The sequence below is a fragment of the Flavobacterium sp. U410 genome (genome assembly GCF_053570605.1).
Genome location: NZ_JBSEFI010000002.1, coordinates 196,282 through 218,357 on the forward strand (window position 1 = coordinate 196,282; position 22,076 = coordinate 218,357).

Below are 22,076 nucleotides of genomic sequence, written 5' to 3' on the forward strand. Positions count from 1 at the left end.
CGATTATAACCAATGGAAAATAAATCGCTTAATAATAGAGCAGATATCAGGGATTTCATTATTCAAATGGAAAACCAATTCAGTGTAAATAACTGGAAAGTTAACGCAATTCATCTATGGCCTGTAATTCGAATACAACTTTATTTTTATTTGGTTCAAAAAGTAGAGTTTGAGCAAAAGAATAAAACAGAGAATAAAAAAAGCAAATCTTTTCTGGAAAAAGTAAAAAACAAAACTAAAAAAGAAGTAAAAAAATTATATTCTAAAATTTACAATACATTTTTCTTCTCAGGAAAATTTAATACGTGGTTAAACAAATTGCCCAATAAAAAATATTTGTTTGTGGCATTTGATGGGCATAGAGTCGATTATAAAGAGAACAGATTTAATAAGTATTTTGATGTATTTATCGAAGATAAAGGAATACAAGAGGATTACTTTTATTATGAATACGATGATTCATTTGTTACGAATCAATATAAAAAAGAAAATGTATATCGATTTAATGAGTATCTAAAGAATTACGTAAATACAAAAAATAGCAACACAAATGTAGTATTAGAAGGGTATCAGGATTTTATCTCTTATTTACAAAGTAATGCTATTACCACTTCTTTTGCCGAAAGATTTAACATAGAACAAATCAAAACCAAAGCAGCTGATTTTGTGAAAAAAGTAGCATTTTTTAAAGAAATTCTAAAAGCAAAAGATAAAATAGAACAGGTGCTTATATTGTGCTATTATTCGGAAAAAATAATGGCTTTAGTTACTGCCGCTAATCAGTTGGGAATAAAAACAATTGAATATCAACACGGACCTCAATCAGATATTCACATGGCGTATTCTAATTGGTCTGTAATTCCCTCAGAAGGTTATGATGCACTTCCTGAAACCTTTTGGAATTGGAATAAAGAAAGTAGTGAAATAATACAACACTGGGCAAATAAAAGTAAACGATATAAAACACTCGTTACTGGCAATTTCTGGGTAGATTTTTGGAAAAGACAAAATGAAAAATACCAGTTTGAAGATTATATTTTATATAGCTTACAAACTTTCCCTTATACCATTGAAGATTTTTTTCATCCCAACATCATAAAAACAATTAAAGAAAGTAATAAATTGTGGATGATTAGATTACATCCTAGAGGTTTAGAAGAAAAAGAGAAAATAAAAGAGTTTCTGAAGTTGCAAGGTTTAGAAAAAAATGTTAATATAGAGCAAGCAACAAATGATCCGTTACCTTTATTGTTAAGTAAAGCAATTCTACATGTGACGTATTATTCAGGAACTACAATAGAAGCAGAAATGTTTAATATAAAAACGGTATTTTTAGGAGAAGAAGGAGCGTTGACGTTTCCATATCTTATTGAGAACAACAAAGCTTTTCTGCTTCCGGTACAATCAGATACATTTGAGAAAGACTTCCTAAAAATCATGAATAAAAATATTTTGGAATAACCAATGAAAAAAGTAGCTATTATTCCTTTGCGTAAAGGATCGAAAGGAATTCCGGGAAAAAATAAAAAGAAGATGTTGGGACGTCCTCTTTTTGCTTGGGCATTAGGATCTGCTGTCTTCTCTGATCTAGATGAAATCTACATTTTTACAGACGATCAGGAAATTTTAGATTTTATTGTTAGAGAATACCATTGGACTTCAAAAGTAAAAGGAATGTTACGTAGTGACGAAAATGCAAACGATACAGCTTCAACAGAAAGTGCTATGTTAGAGTTTGCAAAAAATGTACAATATGATTTTGACATATTGTGTCTGCTGCAAGCTACCTCACCTATGACTACTTCTGAAGATATCAATAAAGCATTAGAATTAATTAGTAAAGAAAATTACAATTCAGCTTTATCCGTAGTAAAAACACACCGATTTACTTGGTCACCAGCAGGAACTCCGCAAAATTATGATGTCTTTAATAGACCAAGAAGACAGGATTTTGAAGGATTGCATATCGAGAACGGAGCGGTTTATGCAACAACAAAAGAATCGTTTATGCAATCAAAAAATCGCGTGAGCGGCACTATTGGTTTGGTTGAAATGCCTGAAGAAACTTTAACAGAAATAGATAGTTTAACAGATTGGGAAATAATTGAAAAATTATTAGCCGAACGTCAAATTAAACAGAAAAAACAAAACCGAATCAACTATTTGGTTTTAGATGTAGATGGGGTTTTTACAGACGGTTGTGTATATTACAGTAAAGAAGGAGAAGCTCTGAAAAAGTTCGATATGAGAGATGGGATGGGCTTGGAAATTTTACGTCAGTTTGGAGTGCAGGTTGTTATTATGACCTCTGAAAACTCAGAACTTGTAGCACAACGTATGAAAAAATTGCAAATACAACATGTTTTCTTAGGTGTAAAAGATAAATATGCATTATTGCAGAACTTTATTAGAGAACATAAAACTTCTTGGGGCGACTTAGCATATATAGGAGACGATGTTAACGATCTGGCTAATTTATGTACGGTTGGGTGGAGCTTAACACCTAACGATGCAACAGAAGCGGTTAAACCTTTTGTAGATGTGATTTTGAATCATGAAGCAGCAAATGGTGCCATCAGAGAAGCTTGTGAATGGATAATGAAATACAATAAAAGATTTTAATTTACATAAGAATAATATTTTTCCATTGTAAATAAATAATAAAATCACTTCCTTTGTTTAAAGACAAATTGTTATAAAAAATGAGAGAATATAAAAACCCCTACGTAATTGCTGAGATTGGGTGTAATCATAAAGGAGAAATGGAAATAGCCAAAGAATTAATTAAAATGGCTAAAATTTTCTGTAATGCAGATGCTGTTAAATTTCAAAAAAGAAATAATAAAGAGCTATTAACAGAAGAACAATATAATGCTCCTCATCCAAATCCTGCTAATTCTTATGGAAATACCTACGGTGCACATCGCGAATATTTAGAATTTACAGCAGAACAGCACGGAGAATTAAAAGCCTATTGTGAAGAAGTTGGTATTGTTTATTCTACTTCTGTTTGGGATACAACTTCGGCAAAAGAGATAGCGGCATTAAAGCCGGAATTCATCAAAATACCATCAGCATGTAATAACAACTATGAAATGTTAGAATGGTTGTGCGATCATTATCAAGGTGAGATACACATATCTACAGGAATGACAACAAAAGATGAGACTGAAGAATTAGTGTCATTTTTTGTTAATAAAGGAAGAAATAAAGATCTAGTGCTTTATAATTGTACTTCAGGTTATCCGGTGCCATTCGAAGATGTTTGTTTGTTAGACATTAATGTATTGATTGAAAAATACGGAGATAAAGTAAAACATATCGGATTTTCAGGGCATCATTTAGGAATTGCAGTTGATGTAGCAGCATATACTTTAGGCGCTAATGTTATAGAAAGACATTACACTTTAGACAGAACATGGAAAGGAACTGACCATGCAGCATCTTTAGAACCGGAAGGAATGAGAAAATTATGTCGTGATTTAAAAGCAGTACATAAAGCACTTCATTATAAAAATCAGGATATTTTAGCTATTGAGCAAGTTCAACGAGATAAGCTAAAATATAAAAAATAACATAAAGTTAATTTTGGTAAACTTTTTTCTCATAAAGTTCAAGAATTTATTAGCAAAAGTTAATAATGTAGCAAAAGGAGCCGTTGTATCGCCTACGGCTTCGTTAAGAGGAGCTGTAATAGGGCAAAAAGTAGTGCTGAATCCTAATGTTACGGTCAAAGATTCTACTTTATCAGGCGAAATTCGAGTTGAAGAAAACGGATTTATACAAAATTCGAAGTTCAATGGAATTATCAGTTTAGAAGAAAATTGTAGAGTATTTGGAGCCACTTTACAAGGGAATATTTCCGTAGGAAGATATTCGTCACTTTGGGGACCTAATATGAATATCATATCGGGCAATCAAAAAGTTATTATCGGTAATTTTTGTTCCATAGCTAGGAATGTGACATTACAGACATTCAACCATAATCATAAAAAAATAACAACATACTTCATTGGACAAAATTTATTCAAAGAAAAATGGGACAATGAAACAACCTCAAAAGGAAATATTGTTATAGAGAATGATGTTTGGATTGGAGCGCAATGTGTGATATTGGGAGGTGTCACTATTGGTAATGGAGCAGTTGTTGCTGCAAATTCCGTAGTTACTGCAGATGTCCCGGAGTTTAGCATAGTTGCAGGAACACCCGCTAAAGTAATAGGTTATAGATTTGATAACAATACAATAGAAAAGATCAAGGAATTGCAATGGTGGAATTGGTCAGTTGAAGAAATTAAGCAAAACAAAAAAATATTTCTTGACGAGTTTTCTGTTGATGTACTACAAAATAATTAGAAATGAATCCTTTGGTTTCCATAATTATTCCTTTTTATAATAGAGCTTTATCTATAACTAAAATGCTTCAATCCATAAGTAGTCAAAGCTATTTAAATTGGGAATGTATTTTGGTCGATGATGAAAGTACTGATGCTACCGAAGAAATTATCTTAGAATATATTGCGGTTACCAAAGACACTCGTTTTCAATATTACAAAAGACCCGATTCCCATGAACCAGGAGGGAATGGTGCTCGAAATTATGGTTTTGAAATTAGTAAAGGAAATTATATTAATTGGGTAGATAGCGACGATATTCTACATCCTGATTTTATCAAAGAAAAAGTAAATACATTTGACAAAGAAACAAATTGCGATGTAGTTATTTCCAAAACTATACTAACAAGGTCAAATGTTAATGAAGTAATTAAGTATGAAGACAGAACTAAACTTTCTGATAATTTAATTGAAGATTTTATAACATTAAAGATCAGTTGGTATACGTTTGATCCTATGTGGAAAAGAAGTTTTCTGGAACGCCAAGAAGAACTTTTTAATGAACAACTTCTCAAAGGACAAGATCGGGATTTTCATATTCGAATGTTGTTGCATAATCCTAAAATACAAATAGTAGATAAATACTTGTACTATTATGTAGTTACAAGTCAAGATAGTATTTCTTTAAAAAATTCAGAAAAAGTAGCTTGGTCTATGTTTTTGGGAAACACAAAAAGAAATCAAATACTATTGAGTAAGAAAAAGGTAAGTATTTCAACTAAGCTAATGTTATTAAAACAGCAGATAAAACTATATCCTAATTTATATAAAAAGAAAGATATTTTAAAAAAGTATAATCAGGAAATTAAGCTATTATTTGTCTTAAATTTACAAAATATAATATGGCTGGTAAAATTTGGTTTGGCAATTATATCTTTTAAAATAATTGGAAAAGGAGAAAAGATTTTAAGATGATGAGTAGTAAAAAAACTATTGCAATCATTCCCGCTCGCGGAGGTTCAAAACGCTTGCCTGGTAAAAATATAAAGAAGCTCAATGGTCAGCCGCTCATTGCGCATAGTATTGAATTTGCGAAGCAACATAGCTTTATTGATGAAATTTATGTCTCAACGGATGATACTGATATAAAGAAAATTGCTTTAGAATTTGGTGCCAAAGTAATTGATAGACCTGCTTCAATATCGGGTGATTTTGAGCCTACAGTAACTGCTTTGCAACATGTTCTTGAAGTAATAGAAATGGAAGTTGAAAATGTAGTTCTTTTACAGGCAACCAATCCTTTACGACCAAAATTATTATTAGAAGAAGCCTTTGAAATATACGATAACAGTAAGTTAGAAAGTTTATTTACAGTTTCTCGTGACGAACATAAATTAGGGAAAATTACAGCCAATAAATTTATTCCTTATAATTACAAACCCGGACAGAGAAGTCAAGATTTGGAACCTCTTTATTTTGAAAATGGCTTATTGTATATTGCAAAAGCCAACGTAATAAAAAAAGGTGTTTTAATAGAAGAAAATTCGTTTCCAATGGTTGTAAATCATCCATTTGCAAAAGTAGATATTGATACGCAAGACGATTTTGAATATGCAGAATTTTTATTGCAAAAAAACATTAATCACTAATTACTATTCATTTAAATTATGAATCCATACATAGAAATAGCAGGAAGAAAAATAGGTCAGGATTATGCACCATTAGTAATAGCAGAAATAGGGATCAATCACGAGGGATTACTGCAAGTAGCAAAAGAAATGGTAGATGCAGCACATAGAGCAGGAGCAGAAGTGGTGAAACATCAAACACACATTGTTTCTGATGAAATGAGTGGAGCAGCTAAAAAAGTAATTCCGGGAAATGCAGATGTTTCTATCTATGAAATAATGGAGCGTTGTGCTTTAAATGAAGAAGAAGAATTGGAGTTAAAAAAATATGTAGAAAGTAAGGGAATGATTTTTATTTCAACCCCATTTTCTCGTGCAGCAGCAGATCGTTTGAAGAAGTTTGATATTGAAGCCTATAAAATAGGATCGGGCGAGTGTAATAATTATCCACTGTTAGAGCATATCGCATCATTTGGAAAACCGGTCATTCTAAGTACCGGAATGAATACTATTGAAAGCGTGAAAAAAGCAGTAGCCATTTTTGACCGATATAACGTGCCGGTTGCACTATTACACACGACGAACTTATATCCTACGCCTATTCATTTAGTTCGTTATGGAGCGATGATGGAACTACATCAAGCTTTTCCTGATAAAGTTTTCGGTCTGTCAGATCATACATTGAATAATAACGCTTGTTTAGGAGCAGTCGCTTTAGGAGCATCAATATTAGAACGTCACTTTACAGACCACATGAATCGAACAGGACCGGATATTGTGTGTAGTATGGATGAACAAGCTTGTAAAGAATTAATACAAAGTTCCGCTGAAATTGCTCAAATGAGAGGAGGACATAAAGAACCGGCAAAAGAAGAACAAGTAACTATCGATTTTGCTTTTGCAACTGTTTGCTCAATAGCTGAAATAAAAAAAGGCGAAACATTCTCAAAAGAAAATATCTGGGTAAAACGTCCGGGAACCGGTAAAATTTTAGCCGAACATTTCAACTCACTTATTGGGAAAAAAGCAACACGTGATATTTTAAATGATGAGCAACTTGACTTTTCAGATTTTGAATAATTATCATCAGAAAAGATGTTAAATCATCATTTGAAAAGTTCATTATCATATAAAGCAAAACAATTTAATCGTCTATATTTGCACGAATAGCATACCCAAAATGAAAAAAATACTATTCCTCACAGGAACAAGAGCTGATTTTGGCAAAATAAAATCATTAATTCAAGTTTTGGAAAACAATCCACAATTTGAGCCCCTTGTTTTTGTTACCGGAATGCATCTTCAGGAAGAATATGGTTATACCTTAATTGAGGTTGAAAGATGTAATTTTTCAAATATTTACACTTTTAAAAATCATACGGATGAATCGACAATGGATTTAACATTAGCCAAAACGATTCAAGGGCTGTCTGAATATGTTAAACAATATAAACCAGACATGATTGTTATCCATGGAGATAGAGTAGAAGCTTTAGCGGGAGCTATTGTAGGAAGTTTGAATAATATTTTAGTTGCACATATAGAAGGAGGCGAAATTTCAGGAACAATAGACGAACTTATCAGACATTCAACCAGTAAAATGAGTCATATCCATTTCGTGTCAAACGCTTTGGCAAAGAAAAGATTGGTTCAGATGGGAGAGTTAAAAGAATCTATTTTTGTTATAGGTTCTCCTGATGTTGATATTATGTTTTCAGATAATTTACCATCGTTAGACGAAGCAAAGAAATATTATGAAATACCTTTTCAAAATTATGGAATTGCCATGTTTCACCCGGTAACTACAGAAGCTGCTTATATGCAAGAATATGCGAAAAGCTTTGTAGAAGCGTTATTAGAAGATGATCATAATTATGTGGTTGTGTATCCCAATAATGATTTAGGAAGCAAGTCAATTTTAGCAGAATACGAGCAATTAAAAAATAATAGTAGATTTAGAGTATTTCCTTCATTGCGATTTGAATATTTCTTGACTTTGCTGAAAAAATCGCAGTTTATTATAGGCAATAGCAGTGCAGGAATCAGAGAAGCACCTTATTACGGTTTACCCATAATCAATATTGGTACAAGACAACAAAACAGAGCATTGCATACAGATATTGTTAATGTGGATTATTCTAAAAGTGAAATAAAAAAAGCGTTACAAACAATTGATAACTATCCGATTTCTCCATCTTTATCCGATTTTGGAAAAGGAGATAGTGCTGAATTATTTTTAAAATCACTTATAAATCAAGATATTTGGATGTTGAACCATCAAAAACAGTTTAGAGATATTTAAACATAAACACAACAATGCAAGAGAAAATACTTTTTTTGGTTCCAGACGGAGTAGGTGTTAGAAATTATCTATATTCAAATATTTTAAAAGTTATTTCCGATCAAAATATTGAAGCAACAATAGGAACGGTTTTACCTAAAGAATTTATTCACGATTTGGAAAAAACTCATGGATTTTCCATACAAACATTTCCAATTCGGATTTTTGCTGAAAATTTAACGACGAGACTTTTTAGAGAAGCCGCAACTTTTGGCAGATTGAAAAATAATGCAAAAATTTCTGAGAACAAAACAATACTGACAAATTGGAATTACAATCCCAAGTCTTTAAAACAAAAAGTATTGAATAAAACGGCAGAAATCATGGGAATCTGGGCTTCAAAAAACTATAGCAGGATTTTAAGCCTTGAGTCGTGTTCAGAGAAATACTGGAATCAGCAAAGTGTTGAAAAAGCAGAGAAACTTTTAAAGGAAATACAGCCTAATAAAATTTTCATTACTCATCAAAGAGTAGCCGGCTTAATGCCTTATTGTATTGCCGCAAAAAAACTAGGAATAGAAGTAATATCAGTTATCTATTCTTGGGATAATTTACCCAAAGGAAGACTGGCCGTTAAAGCAGATAAATACTTAGTATGGTCAGATTATATGAAAAAGGAAATGGAAATCTATTATCCTGAAATACCATCTGATAAAGTAATAATAACAGGGACACCACAATTTGAATTTTATTTACAAGAACGATTTCTAAAAAACAGAGTAGAATTTGCAAAAGAAAATGGTCTGGATGCAAGTAAAAAGTGGATTTGTTTTAGTGGCGATGATGAAAAAACATCACCTTATGATCCGCAATATTTACAAGATGTTGCCCAAGCCGTTTCTGAAATGGATGAAAGAAACAGACCTCAAATCATATTCAGACGATGTCCTGTAGATTTTTCCGGTCGATATGATGAAGTTTTGAAAAAATTTGAAACAATTATAATAGCTGTTAATCCTTTATGGAACACGCCTAAATCCGGTCAAAACTGGGGATATGTTTTTCCGCAATTTGAAGATATCGGTTTACAGGTTAATTTAGGATGTCATTGCGAGTTTGTGATCAATTTAGGATCAACAATGGCACATGATTTTGCAATATTCAATAAGCCTTGTTTTTATTTAAACTACGATACCGTAAAAGACGATAATTGGTCTGTAAAAACTATTTATGGATACCAACATTTTAAAAGTATGGAGAAGCTAAATGCCGTAGGTTGGTTAAATAGTTCGTCTGAAATAAGAAATGAACTGGAAGGAGTTCTTTCCAATACTAAAAATATTGGTCCTGATAGAGAAAAATGGTTGCAAAAAATTGTACAGCATCCTATTGATAATGCATCTGTTGCTATTGGCAATCTTTTAAAAAACTAAAAATGGACAAAATAAAGATATATACAGATTTTGAAAAAATATCAGATGTCCCGCATTTTGGTTATGTTTTTCCATTAATTGAATATTTGTATAAAAAGAACGAAATACTTTTAGCGTATTATGAAATAGTACAAGATATAAGTGAAGCAGACTATGTTGCGTTGCCAATAGCAGTTGAATATTTATTTGCTTCTCAAGATAAGGCATATTTCAATCATTTTTTACAAAAAGCTCATGAACATAATAAAAAAATATTGGTATTTACTTCAGGAGATGTAGGAAAGACAATACATGATGAAAATATAATCACAATACGTTTAGGAGGATTTAAATCTAAATTCCCTTGTCAAACTTTTATAATGCCTCCTTTTATAGAGGATCCGCTTTTAAAAATGGATTTATCCTTCTCTTTATTGAAACATCAAGAACAGCCAACGATAGGGTTTGTCGGACATTCAGCATCAGGAATTAAGAAATGGATAAAAGAATTTTTAATTTTTGTAAAAGGATTAGTAAAAAGAATAATTAAAAAAGATCATACAGATTTCCAATCTTTTTATCCTTCAAGTTTAAAGAGACACCAACTTTTAATGGAGCTTAAAAATAAAACACAAATTAAAACGGATTTTATTTTTAGGAAAAAGTATAGAGCGGGTTTAAATTCAGACCAAGACAGAAAAAAAACTACAGCAGAGTTTTTTAAAAATATAGAACAAAACCCTTATACGTTTTGCATGCGTGGAGGAGGAAACTTTTCAGTTCGGTTTTATGAAACATTAGCAATGGGAAGAATACCTCTTTTAGTAGACACAGATTGTAAGCTTCCTTTTGAAAATATAATCGATTGGGATAAACATATAGTAAAGATTGAGGAAAGTAATTTTGGAGCAGTAGAAAATGAAATTCTAAAGTTCCATAATAGATTTGAAGAAAAAGAATTTGAAGCAGTATTGAAAGAAAATAGAAAACTTTGGGAAGAATATTTTACTAAAGAAGGCTATTTTATTAGTTTATATCACGAATTAAAAATATTGTTATAGTTATGCATATTTGTTATATAACATCGGAATTTCCTAAGCAAGGTTTTCCTCATGGAGGAGCAGGAACCTTTATTGCAACTATAGCGAAAACCTTGGTTGAAAAAGGAATTTCAGTTAGTGTAATCGGACTGAATTATGAAAATAAATATGAGGAAGAAATAGTCAATGGAATTAAAATTTATAGACTACAGGTGAAAAAAACAAAAGGATTACAGTGGTATAACAATAGTAAAGCAATAGCAAAAAAAATACAAGAAGTACATACTGAAAATCCTATTAGTATTATAGAAACAGCAGAGCTAGGATTAGCTTTTCTTCCGAAAAATAAAGAGATAAAATATGTCATTCGCCTACACGGAGGACATCATTTTTTTGCTGAAGGAGAAAAACGCGGTATAAATTGGTGGAAAGGTTTTCAAGAAAAACGTTCTTTTAAAAAAGCAGATGCTTTTATAGCGGTTTCAGAATATGTAAAAACGCATACGGCTAAATATTTGAGCTATCATCATAAAATAGTGGAGTTGATCAATTACCCTATTTCGTTTGAACAATTTAAGCCTAGTGAAACAAATCAAGAAGAACCTCAAAGTATTGTCTTTGCAGGAACTGTTTGTGAAAAAAAGGGAGTTAGGCAATTAATACAAGCTTTTCAATTGGTAAAACAAAAATTTGTTGATGCTAAACTCTATATCTACGGACGTGATTGGTTTTTCACGGACGGTAAATCGTATATTAAATTTCTAAAAGAAACATTTACAGAAAATCAATTACATAATGTTTTTTTCATGGGAGCAGTTAGTCATACTGATTTACCTCAAATATACCAACAGGCTCAGGTTTGTGTGTTTCCTTCCCACATGGAAACACAAGGTTTAGTAGCGCCAGAAGCTATGGCTATGGAAAGAGTAGTGGTTTTTTCTGAGACAGGGCCAGGTCCTGAGACAATAAAGCCTTATCAAACTGGACTACTTTGTAATCCCCATAAACCAGAAGATATTGCTGAAAAAATCAGCTGGGTTTTTAATCATCCGGAAGAAGCAAAAACAATAAGTAAACAAGCTCGTATTGCTGCCGTTAAAAAATTTGAGTTAGAGGCAATTGTTGAAAAAAATATTGTATTTTATGAACAATTAATTTAGTCAATAGAAAATGGTAGTATTAACGGACTATAGAAAATACAAAAAATATGGAGGTAATTTTATTTCCATTGTTTTTTTTACACAAGGTTTCTGGGCAATAATGCAATACAGGTTAGCACATAGTGTTTATAAAATGAAGCTTCCTGTAGTAAAACAAATTTTTCAGATATGTATGTTGGTTTGGCAAAAACTAATTGAAATCACTACAGGAATCAGTATACCTGCATCAGCAAAAATAGGACACTCTTTCTATATAGGACATTTTGGAGGAATAATTTTGAATGCTAATACTGTTATTGGAAATAATTGTAATATTTCACAAGGAGTAACCATCGGAGTTTCTGGTCAGGGAGAGAAAAGAGGCGTTCCCGTAATAGGTGATAATGTATATGTTGGCGCTAATTCTGTAATAGCTGGAAAAATACAGATAGGAAATAATGTGATAATAGGAGCATGCTCTTTGGTGACAACTAATGTAGAAGACAATGCTGTGATGATAGGTGTGCCGGCATCTAAAATTTCAGAAAAAGGTTCGGAAGGTTATGTTTAATGGAGGGCTTCGACGAATAGCTTTTATAAAAAAATAGATATAAATTGAAATTATTAGTTGTATCATCAGCACCAATAGTCCTTTTAGAAGAAAGGCAATATATGTATGGACCCTATCAAAAAGAGATGAAAATTTGGGCTCGTCATGTAGGGCATATTCAATTTTGTTGTCCGATATGGAAGGATGATAGAAAATTATTAGTTGATGAAATTTCTTTTCCGGTCTTAAGAACAATAGAATTAAAAGAATTCGATATAAAATCAGTTACAAAGATTCCTCAGGCATTTTATTATTCACTACTCAATTTTTGGATTATTGTAAGGGCAATGAAAACAGCAGACCATATTCATCTGCGTTGTCCGGGAAATATAGGCTTATTAGCCAGTATAGCACAAATTTTTTATCCGAATAAGAAAAAAACGACGAAATATGCAGGGAACTGGGATCCTAAGGCAAAACAACCTTGGAGTTATCGTATGCAGAGAAAGATATTAAGCAATACATTTTTAACAAAGAATATGCAAGTTTTGGTATATGGAGAATGGCCTGGTCAAACGAAAAATATCAAATCTTTTTTTACTGCGACTTATAGTCAATCAGAAATTCAAAATTCAAAATTCAGCACCCAGGACTCAACGTTTCAGGAAGCAATAAAATTCCTTTTTGTGGGAACTTTATCCCCTGGAAAACAACCTTTATATGTTATTCAGTTAGTAGAAAAATTGAAAGAAGCAGGAGAGAATGTTAGTTTAGAAATGTATGGAGAAGGAACTTTACGTAAGCAATTAGAGGAATATATAAAAAGACAACACTTAAAGGAATATGTTCAGCTAAAAGGGAACCAACCTAAAGAAGCTGTTTTACAAGCTTATCAAAAATCGGATTATTTAATATTGCCATCAAAGAGTGAAGGCTGGCCAAAAGTAGTAGCAGAAGCTATGTTCTGGGGATGTGTGCCTTTGGCAACGCCGGTTTCTTGTGTTTCTTATATGCTTGGTCATGGAGATAGGGGCATTGTACTCACTGAAAAATTACAACAAGACGCTCAGACCATTTTAGATAATTTGCAAAATAGAGAATTATACCAAGAAATGTCGCAAAAAGCTCAAACGTGGTCACAACAATTTACGACGGATAAATTTGAAGAAGAAATAAGGAAACTTTTAATTCCTAAAGCATTATAAAGTATATTTACATTCTAAATAAAACGATATAAAAACACAACATAAAAATATTCGAATAGTCCAATTAATTGACAGTTTAGAGCCTGGTGGAGCTGAACGTATGGCTGTTACCTATGCAAATACACTGTCAGGGCATATTGTATTTTCAGGATTAATTGCTACACGAAAAGAAGGACTTTTAAAAGAACAATTAAATTCGGAGGTACATTATTCTTTTCTGAATAAAAAAGGGCATTTTGATATTAATGCTTTATTGAAATTGCGTCATTTTTGCAAAAAGAATAAAATAGAATATATTCATGCCCATAGTTCCTCTTTTTTCTGGGCAGTATTAATTAAAATGACTTTACCCAAGATCAAATTGATCTGGCATGATCATTATGGAGATAGAGCAAAGCAGAGCAAAGCAAATTTTATTCTTAAAGAATTCTCGCGTTTTTTTTATTTAATCATAGCAGTAAATGAAGAGTTAAGAACATGGAGTCTTTCTCAATTGAAAGCTAAAAGAGTAGTTTATTTACCTAATTTTTCTGTTGAAAATGGTTCATCTATAAAATCTCAAACGATATTAAAAGGGGAAGAAGGTAAAAAAATTGTTTTTTTAGCTAATTTAAAACAACCTAAAAACCATATTACTTTTTTAAGAGCATTTTTTAATTCTTCCATTCAAAAAGAAGGTTGGACGGTACATTTAATTGGCAAGATTTTCAATGATAATTACTCTCAGGAAATTTTAGATTTTATAAACAAAAACAATTTACAAGAAACAGTATATCTTTACGGAAGTTGTAATAATATTCAAAATATTTTGAAACAAAGTACTGTGGGAGTTTTAAGTTCTACTTATGAAGGTTTTCCAGTTACTCTTTTGGAATATGGAATTTGCGGATTGCCAGTTCTGTCAACGAATGTGGGATATTGTTCAAATCTTATTGAAAACGGAAAAACAGGATTACTTTTTAATCCATTACAAGAAGAAGAAATTAAAGATATCTTATGTAAATTGGCAAAACCGGAAAAATTAGAAAAAATAAAAGAACTGGGAGTAAACCTTAAAAATAAAATAAAGCAAAATTATAGTGCAGAGAGCGTTATTTCGAATTACATTCAATTATTGAATTAATTTACGAATTATAGCTAGTGAAAATGGAATTTGAAAATGGAAAAAGAAGAATTAAATTCTGGCAACTCAAACCAATCCACTGTTTTTAAAAAGGTTTTGGAAAATCTTATTAAAGACAAACTTTTATTGTTTGTACTTTACGGAATGATATTATCGTATTTCTATAATTTACCAGTCTTAAAATATAGTATTAAAGGAGATAATGAGTTTCGATTGTATGATATTTTCGGAGTATTTATCTTGTATTATTATTATAAAAATCATAAACTCATCAATTATATAACGAATAAAGTAACGTATCTAAAAGTTCTGAAAAAGTTTATTTACTGGTGTATGATGACAATGGTAATATCTTTATTTTTTTATATTTACAATAGTGCGCTATTATCTTTTTTACAAGTTATATTGTATTTATATCACTTTATTGTGTTTTACCTTTCAGCAGTATTTTTTTATATTTTTTGTTTAGATAAAAAAGTGCAAAAAAATGGAGTTTATTTAATAATTATTTTATCGATTCTTTGTAGTTTAATAGTTCTTTTACAGAATTTAGGAATTGTGAATTTTTTATGGAGTGATGCTTATAAAGATGCTTATGGTATATTTTTATCAGGAACTTTAGGTCCCAATAAAATTGTTCTAGGAATGACTACCTTTTTTTCTTTTGCAATGTGTATGGGGGTATTTTTAGAAAGACAGATAAAGATTAATCGGATATTACTCTATTCAGCAATTCTTCTTAATCTTTATATATTAATACTTTCCGGTTCCAGAACATCTTATGTTGCATTAGGCGTTTTTGTACTTTACTTTGCATTGAGAAGCCCGAGGCGCTTTACAGTTGTGGCAGGAGTTTTTAGCGTAATCTTTTTTACAATAATCACAATTAATCCTGATTTACGCTTAAGTATGGAAGAAACTTTAGAAAACAGGATATATTCAAAATTAAGAAGAGATCAAAAAGAAGATAAAGATGTAGGGGATTATTATTCAGACCTAGGATCAGGAAGAGATAAATTGACAATTACTAATGCAATTTATATTATAGAAAATCCACTGATAATCCCTTTCGGAGCAGGTTTCATGAATCGTTTTGATAAGGCGCCAGGACTATCAGCGCATAACATGTATCTACAGGTGATAAAAGAAACCGGGTTAGTCGGTTTTGTATTATACTTTGGTTGGCTTTTTAGTTATTTCAGGATAAAGTTTGATCGATATAAAGATTTCTCATTAGCATTGAATGGGATGGTTTGGGCTATGCTAGTCACACTGTTCTTTGGAGAACACCTTTATATCTATAGGCCTTTGTTTGGATTATTAGGGCTATTTTTGATGATAACGTCTATTTTTGTTTCCGGATTACATAAAATTGAAATTAAAAAAGCGTAAATTCTTTTAGTAATATGAGTAAAGTGAACTACTTAACAATTATGATTCCTGTCTACAACGAGGAGGAATGTATTGATGAACTTTATGGACGTCTACTTAGCGTTAGTAGTTCAATAAGCCCGAAGTGTGAATTTTTATTTGTGAATGACGGAAGTACAGATCGCACACTAAGTCTGTTAATAGAACTTAAGGAAAAGGATGAAAGAGTTTCCGTTGTAGATTTGTCTCGTAATTACGGTAAAGAGATTGCGATGACAGCGGGGTTAGATTATATGAGGGGAGATACTTTGGTTATTATAGATGCTGATCTTCAAGATAATCCGGAGTTATTGCCCGAAATGCTTAAAGAGATAGAAAATGGTTATGATGATGTTTATGCGCAAAGAATTTCCAGAAAAGGCGAAACATGGTTGAAAAAAACAACATCATATTGGTACTATAGAATTTTAGCTTACATGTCAACAGTTCCTATACAAAAAGATACCGGAGACTTTAGAATGTTGAGTACAAAAGCCATTGAAGCGTTGAGAACTTTAAAAGAAAAGGAACGCAATATGAAAGGATTGTTTTCTTTCATAGGCTTTAAGAAAAAAGCAATTTATTATGAAAGAGACGAAAGGATTGCCGGAACAACAAAATGGAACTATTTTAAACTGATAAATTTAGCGATAAGAGGAATTACTGCATTTTCTATAAAACCTTTAAGAATAATTTCTATAGTAGGGATATTAGTTTCACTATTCTCTTTTTTGTTTTTAGTGAAGGTGATTTTTAAAGCTTTGATTTACGGAGATGCTGTGGCAGGTTATCCTTCGATGATGACAGCAATCTTATTTTTAGGAGGATTACAGCTTTTAGCAATTGGAGTATTAGGGGAATATCTGGGAATTATTTTTTCTGAAACCAAAAAACGACCTATTTATTTTATTAACGACTATTACAAATCTGAAAATGATGTTGCAAAATCTGAAGAGACTCATTCAAAGTGAGAAAAATTTAGGAAATATTATAGTATTATTTACTGTTTTTCCTTTTTTAATGTTGTCTTTTTTCAACGTTCCCATAGGGGATGATTTTGCTTATGCAAGTTCATTTATAGAACACGGCTTTGTAGATGCACAATTAAAATGGTATTACGAATGGTCCGGTCGATATATGGCTTCGTTGGCAATATCAACATTTAATCCTTTATCATACGGACATTTAGGATACGCATTCATACTGCCTATTTTTTTGATTATAACAACCGCATGGAGTCTTAAAGTCTTAATTAAAAATAGTGTAGAAACTTTTAAACTGCCTATAAACAGTAATTTGTCTTTTGGGATTCTTTTATTTCTTTATTTTAATTACTTACCCGATTTTGGGGAAACATTTTATTGGTATGCAGGAGCTTTTACCTATCAATTACCGATTGTCTTTTTGTTAATCTATCTCAATGCAGTCCTTAATCTTTTGAAAGAAGATAGAAAAACCATAATGATCATTAAAGATGTGTTGGTATCTTTGGTTAGCTTAATTATAATCATGGGATCCAATGAAGTCATAGTTGTTTATACCTCTTTTATTACTGTTTTAATAGGAAGTCTTTTGATGTTTTTCAAAAGAAAATCTTTCTGGAGATTACTTCCAATTACCATAATTACATTAGGTTTAGCTTATTTTATGATAACTGCACCGGGTAATTTTGAAAGAGCGGTGTTGTTTGAAAAAAGCGATTTTCATCTTTTAAAAGCAATAATACATACATTTTTTAGAGCCGGATTTGTTTTATTATTCTGGATTCCGGTTACAACTGTATTGCTTTTGATTGTTCCTAGATTCTATCAGATAGAATTTCCTCAGCTCAATTTGAAAGCTTTAAAACACATGCAAAAATATATGTTACTTGGTTTTGGTGTATTTATATTAGGTGTTGTTTGCGTTGGTTTTTTTCCAAGTATCTACACAACAAACTGGATTCCTAAAAGGTCATATACACCAATATTTTTTGCCTTTATATTATTTTTTACGCTTCTGTTTATTCAAATTCTTCATAGATTTGAGGTGTTAAATAAAATCAATAAAACACTTTCAGACAAAAAGTATCATGTATTTTTATTATTGATAGTATTGGCATTGTCTGCTAATGCTAATGTGATGAAAGCCTACTCAGATTTAGGAACAGGTAAAGCTACTACTTATCATAAACAAGTTAGCGATACTTACAAAATGTTAAAAGAAACCACGAAAGATACTGTTTACGTACAAGAGTTGATCAAAAAGCCTGAAATATTGCCAATTCGATGGCCTGAGAAAAAAAATAGATTAGCCAATCAAGAATTAGAAGAATATTTTAAAATCAAGCGTATAGAAATAGAATAGTCCAAAAATGAAATTATTATATCTAGGGAATAAGTTAAGCAAACATGGCCTTAATGCTACTACAGTAGAAACTTTAGGAAAAGCTTTTCAGAGCGAAGGGTATGATGTAGTTTCTGTTTCAGAAAAAAAAAGCTTCTTATTCAGAATCTTGGATATGGCTTTAGCTTGTTTATTTCAACGAAATATGGCTTTTGTTCTAATAGATACTTATAGTACTAAGGCATTTTGGTATACTGTTATATGCAGCCAAATCTGTCGCTTAAGAAATTTGCGCTATATTCCCATTTTACACGGAGGGAATTTACCGGAGCGTTTAGTTAAAAATCCAAAATTATGTCGTTTGGTGTTTTCCCATGCTTACCGCAATGCAGCACCTTCAAATTATCTGAAAAACAGTTTTGAAGAAGCTGGATTTACCAATGTGCTATATATTCCCAATTCTATTGAAATTGATAAGTACTCTTTTAAAAAACGAACCGTATTTCATCCTAAACTACTTTGGGTAAGAGCGTTTGCCGAAATTTATAATCCTCAGATGGCGGTTTCGGTACTACACAAAATAAGTGCTGTTTATCCTGATGCATTACTAACTATGGTTGGACCTGATAAAGAAGGGATTCAACATGAAGTAGAACGGTTAGCTAAAGATTTAAATGTAAAAGTTCAGTTTACAGGAAAATTAACAAAAGAAGAATGGTGGAAACTATCTGAGGATTACGATTTTTTTATCAATACCACTCATTTTGATAACACTCCGGTGAGTGTGATGGAAGCTATGGCATTAGGATTATGTGTCGTTTCCACAAATGTAGGAGGCTTGCCTTATCTGTTGGAACATGAAAGAGATTCAATCTTAGTGCCTGATAACGAGATTAATGAAATGGCAGAAAAGATAGTAGCATTAATGCAAAAACCTTTTGAAGCAGAACAATTGACTTTAAATGCCAGAAGTAAAGCAGAACAGTGGGATTGGAGGATCATAAAAGAAGCATGGAACAGATTATTTTCACTTTAAATTGTTAAAAAAATCTAAATAAATTCATTACTTTGCATTATTAAAAAAAGAAAAAATGTCCCCGAAAAAGAAAATACATTTCGAAATTTCCGAACGGAAAATATTACTTCGTTTTTTTGATATTTTCTTCGTGTTTCTGTTTCTCCAAATCATTGGTCATTTTTTCAATTTCGATTATTTTTCCATAAAAATAGATAATTATTATTGGGCTTTAGTATTGGTTCTTTACCTTATGATTATTGGGACAATTTTTGAAATGTACAACCTACAGGTGGCCAGTAATCATTATCAAATTACAAAGAGTATTATTTTAACAGCAGCAGTCACTACACTGACTTACTTGTTAACCCCTTTTTATACTCCTATTTTACCTTCTAATCGTTTACAAATTATTTTCTTTTTCCTCGCTATTTTTACGGCTCTGTTGGTTTGGCGCTATTTGTATATTAAGTTATTAGCTTCACAACGCTTCTTTAAAAATGTACTTTTTGTTGGAAGCAGCAAAAAAATTGAAGATCAAATAAATGAACTTGTTAAGGATAATCCACATTATATTGTTAGAGGCTTTATACCAACGGATGAAAGAAAAAAAGAGACTATCTTTCCTGAAATTAGCGTAGAGGATATAGAAAACTTCGTATACGAAAAAGGAATTTCAGAAATTGTAGTAACTAATGATTCTAACAAAATAATATCTGTTGAATTATATGATCAACTATTAGGGTTATTAGAGCAAGGAGTTGTTATTAAACAATATGCAGACGTTTACGAATCGGCTACATATCGATTACCTATTCATTTTGAAGATAGAGAACTGTATAAATTTTTTCCTTTTAGTCGAAGCAATCAAAATAAAGTGTATTTATTTTATACTCGTTTATTTGATGTTGTTTTTTCAATAATAGGCTTAGTTTTATTATTAGGATTACTGCCTTTCGTTATTTTGTTGAATTTGATAGGAAACAAAGGACCTTTATTCTATAAACAGGAAAGAGTAGGTAGAAATGGCGAAGTATTTAAGATTGTAAAACTTCGTACTATGGTGGTTGATGCCGAAAAAAACGGAGCTGTTTTTGCCAAAGTTAATGATAGCCGAATTACTCCGATTGGACGTTTGTTGCGTAAGTCTCGATTAGATGAGGTACCTCAGTTTATCAATGTTTTAAAAGGAGAAATGGCAATTATTGGCCCAAGACCGGAACGTTCTGTTTTTGTGGAGCAAATTGCCGAGAATATTCCTTTGTATAAAACACGCCATGTGATTAAACCGGGATTAACAGGTTGGGCACAAGTAAATTACCCATACGGTGAAAACTTAGAAGATAGTTTGATGAAGTTGCGCTATGATTTGTACTACATTAAACACCGTAGTTTATTTTTGGATATCAATATTGTGGTAAAAACTTTGAGTACAGTATTGTTCTTTAGAGGACAATAATTAATTTTTCTTCCAATAAAAAAAGAAATTACTTTTAATTATTGCTTTATCACTTAAAGCAATTTTCGCCAGTAGAATAAAATGAGCTACAATAAAAGGCATTACAATTCCCAAATGAATTTTATTGAGCATATAGACCAAATAACCTAAAAGCATAGCAATTAATATTTTTGCCATTAAAATACTTTGTTTGAGTTGTTTTTTGACTAAGAAATAAAACAGAACCAAATAAAGTGGATTGAATAAAAGCGCATTGTAATTCCATAAAACTTCTTGGTGTTCAGAATATAAACCCACAAGACAAAAGAAAAGACCTAAAATTCCTAAAATAAAAAAATAAGAATAGGTAATTGCTTTTTTGCGAACCAAAACAATCAAAGCTAGCACTAAAATAACAGTATAAATGCTATTGAAAATAGACGGTGTAAAACTATTTTCAGGAGCTTGATATACAATTTTAGTAGTTTGCGCCAAAGGTTTTCCGTTGTATTGTGCTTGTTCCAAGGATTGAATAAAATCCAGGGGTAAAAACAAACGTTCAGCCGGCTGGTCTACTTTTGTACCAAAAATGATATTGATGCCTAGTTTTTCAAAAAAATGATTTTCTACATACGGATATAAAACATCACGATACGTTTTTGTTATAGGTTTTAAACTAGTAACAACTTCGCTTCCCAATACTTCATTTACCTTATCGATTACCATAGTAGTGCAATTGCGATCGATAAATTTATAAGTGTAAAAGCGTTCATCTGATTGTAACGATTGCCACAACTTATCAAATAAAATTTGTTTTTGTTCCTGATTTAAGTTTAATTCCTGTTCATAAACGGAACGTTGATCCAATCGATAACTGTATTCAAAATCAGTATAAGAATTAGTACTGACGAAATATTGTAAATCGCCTTTGACAAATTTCAAAGCAAAATTAGGTGTCGAAAAATCAAAAGTTCCATAGTTGAAAACTAGATCTAAAAAGTTGATTCGGTCTTGAATACGGATGGCGGTGTGTCCATAAAGTGAATACGACTCGTTTCCGGTACCACAATTTAAAATACTGATTTTAGCATCTTTTGATAGTAAAATGCTTTGCGAAAAAATAAAGTTGGAGAACAGTAAAACGAGAAAGAAAAGTATTTTTTTCAACATGAGAAT

General features: G+C 31.4%; 20 protein-coding genes. 19 read left to right on the plus strand and 1 reads right to left on the minus strand.

Going from position 1 to position 22,076, the window contains the following annotated elements; genetic code table 11:
* The first annotated feature begins 12 nt into the window (after nucleotides 1–12).
* The 19 genes from ACUSJC_RS02505 to ACUSJC_RS02595 all read left to right on the plus strand — a co-directional run bounded on the left by ACUSJC_RS02505 (nucleotide 13) and on the right by ACUSJC_RS02595 (nucleotide 20,921).
* Nucleotides 13–1,461 (plus strand): hypothetical protein, encoded by a 1,449-nt coding sequence (locus ACUSJC_RS02505; RefSeq protein ID WP_449267971.1) that lies wholly within the window; start codon nucleotides 13–15, stop codon nucleotides 1,459–1,461.
* A gap of 3 nt (nucleotides 1,462–1,464) precedes the next feature.
* Entirely contained in the window at nucleotides 1,465–2,622 is a 1,158-nt protein-coding gene (locus ACUSJC_RS02510; protein ID WP_449267972.1) for a cytidylyltransferase domain-containing protein, read from the plus strand.
* 80 nt (nucleotides 2,623–2,702) lie between these two features.
* On the plus strand, nucleotides 2,703–3,575 hold the full coding sequence (locus ACUSJC_RS02515; RefSeq protein ID WP_449267973.1) for an N-acetylneuraminate synthase family protein: 873 nt from the start codon (nucleotides 2,703–2,705) through the stop codon (nucleotides 3,573–3,575).
* Nucleotides 3,576–3,588: 13 nt separating this feature from the next.
* Nucleotides 3,589–4,356, plus strand: a complete 768-nt coding sequence (locus ACUSJC_RS02520; protein ID WP_449267974.1) for a CatB-related O-acetyltransferase — start codon at nucleotides 3,589–3,591, stop codon at nucleotides 4,354–4,356.
* Nucleotides 4,357–4,358: 2 nt separating this feature from the next.
* On the plus strand, nucleotides 4,359–5,309 hold the full coding sequence (locus ACUSJC_RS02525) for a glycosyltransferase family 2 protein (RefSeq protein WP_449267975.1): 951 nt from the start codon (nucleotides 4,359–4,361) through the stop codon (nucleotides 5,307–5,309).
* Nucleotides 5,309–5,983, plus strand: coding sequence for an acylneuraminate cytidylyltransferase family protein (locus ACUSJC_RS02530; RefSeq protein ID WP_449268039.1), 675 nt, complete (start codon nucleotides 5,309–5,311; stop codon nucleotides 5,981–5,983). Before ACUSJC_RS02525 ends, ACUSJC_RS02530 begins: the two co-directional genes overlap by 1 nt.
* 18 nt (nucleotides 5,984–6,001) lie before the next feature.
* On the plus strand, nucleotides 6,002–7,042 hold the full coding sequence (neuB, locus tag ACUSJC_RS02535; protein WP_449267976.1) for an N-acetylneuraminate synthase: 1,041 nt from the start codon (nucleotides 6,002–6,004) through the stop codon (nucleotides 7,040–7,042).
* A gap of 100 nt (nucleotides 7,043–7,142) precedes the next feature.
* Nucleotides 7,143–8,264 carry a UDP-N-acetylglucosamine 2-epimerase gene (gene neuC, locus ACUSJC_RS02540; RefSeq protein WP_449267977.1) on the plus strand — a complete coding sequence of 374 codons (1,122 nt, stop codon included), beginning with the start codon at nucleotides 7,143–7,145 and terminating at the stop codon, nucleotides 8,262–8,264.
* Nucleotides 8,265–8,278: 14 nt separating this feature from the next.
* The gene (locus tag ACUSJC_RS02545; protein WP_449267978.1) at nucleotides 8,279–9,676 is read left to right on the plus strand and encodes a hypothetical protein; all 1,398 of its coding nucleotides are present in this window, start codon (nucleotides 8,279–8,281) and stop codon (nucleotides 9,674–9,676) included.
* 86 nt (nucleotides 9,677–9,762) lie between these two features.
* Complete coding sequence (locus tag ACUSJC_RS02550) at nucleotides 9,763–10,716, plus strand: exostosin domain-containing protein (RefSeq protein WP_449267979.1); 954 nt, start codon at nucleotides 9,763–9,765, stop codon at nucleotides 10,714–10,716.
* Between the two features lie 2 nt (nucleotides 10,717–10,718).
* A complete protein-coding gene (locus tag ACUSJC_RS02555; protein WP_449267980.1) occupies nucleotides 10,719–11,855 on the plus strand; it encodes a glycosyltransferase family 4 protein in 1,137 nt (378 codons plus the stop codon).
* Nucleotides 11,856–11,865: 10 nt separating this feature from the next.
* On the plus strand, nucleotides 11,866–12,405 hold the full coding sequence (locus ACUSJC_RS02560) for a serine O-acetyltransferase (protein ID WP_449267981.1): 540 nt from the start codon (nucleotides 11,866–11,868) through the stop codon (nucleotides 12,403–12,405).
* Between the two features lie 44 nt (nucleotides 12,406–12,449).
* On the plus strand, nucleotides 12,450–13,589 hold the full coding sequence (locus ACUSJC_RS02565) for a glycosyltransferase (RefSeq protein WP_449267982.1): 1,140 nt from the start codon (nucleotides 12,450–12,452) through the stop codon (nucleotides 13,587–13,589).
* A 67-nt stretch (nucleotides 13,590–13,656) separates the two neighbouring features.
* The gene (locus tag ACUSJC_RS02570) at nucleotides 13,657–14,712 is read left to right on the plus strand and encodes a glycosyltransferase (protein WP_449268040.1); all 1,056 of its coding nucleotides are present in this window, start codon (nucleotides 13,657–13,659) and stop codon (nucleotides 14,710–14,712) included.
* 36 nt (nucleotides 14,713–14,748) lie between these two features.
* Complete coding sequence (locus tag ACUSJC_RS02575; protein WP_449267983.1) at nucleotides 14,749–16,104, plus strand: O-antigen ligase family protein; 1,356 nt, start codon at nucleotides 14,749–14,751, stop codon at nucleotides 16,102–16,104.
* Nucleotides 16,105–16,118: 14 nt separating this feature from the next.
* Nucleotides 16,119–17,093, plus strand: coding sequence for a glycosyltransferase family 2 protein (locus ACUSJC_RS02580; protein WP_449267984.1), 975 nt, complete (start codon nucleotides 16,119–16,121; stop codon nucleotides 17,091–17,093).
* Complete coding sequence (locus tag ACUSJC_RS02585; protein ID WP_449267985.1) at nucleotides 17,056–18,468, plus strand: DUF6056 family protein; 1,413 nt, start codon at nucleotides 17,056–17,058, stop codon at nucleotides 18,466–18,468. The genes ACUSJC_RS02580 and ACUSJC_RS02585 overlap by 38 nt, the downstream gene beginning before the upstream one ends.
* Nucleotides 18,469–18,475: 7 nt before the next feature.
* Entirely contained in the window at nucleotides 18,476–19,483 is a 1,008-nt protein-coding gene (locus ACUSJC_RS02590; protein ID WP_449267986.1) for a glycosyltransferase family 4 protein, read from the plus strand.
* A 55-nt stretch (nucleotides 19,484–19,538) separates the two neighbouring features.
* Complete coding sequence (locus ACUSJC_RS02595) at nucleotides 19,539–20,921, plus strand: exopolysaccharide biosynthesis polyprenyl glycosylphosphotransferase (protein WP_449267987.1); 1,383 nt, start codon at nucleotides 19,539–19,541, stop codon at nucleotides 20,919–20,921.
* Here ACUSJC_RS02595 and ACUSJC_RS02600 read toward each other — a convergent pair whose 3' ends face one another.
* Complete coding sequence (locus tag ACUSJC_RS02600) at nucleotides 20,922–22,070, minus strand: lipoprotein N-acyltransferase Lnb domain-containing protein (protein WP_449267988.1); 1,149 nt, start codon at nucleotides 22,068–22,070, stop codon at nucleotides 20,922–20,924.
* Nucleotides 22,071–22,076: the final 6 nt, after the last annotated feature.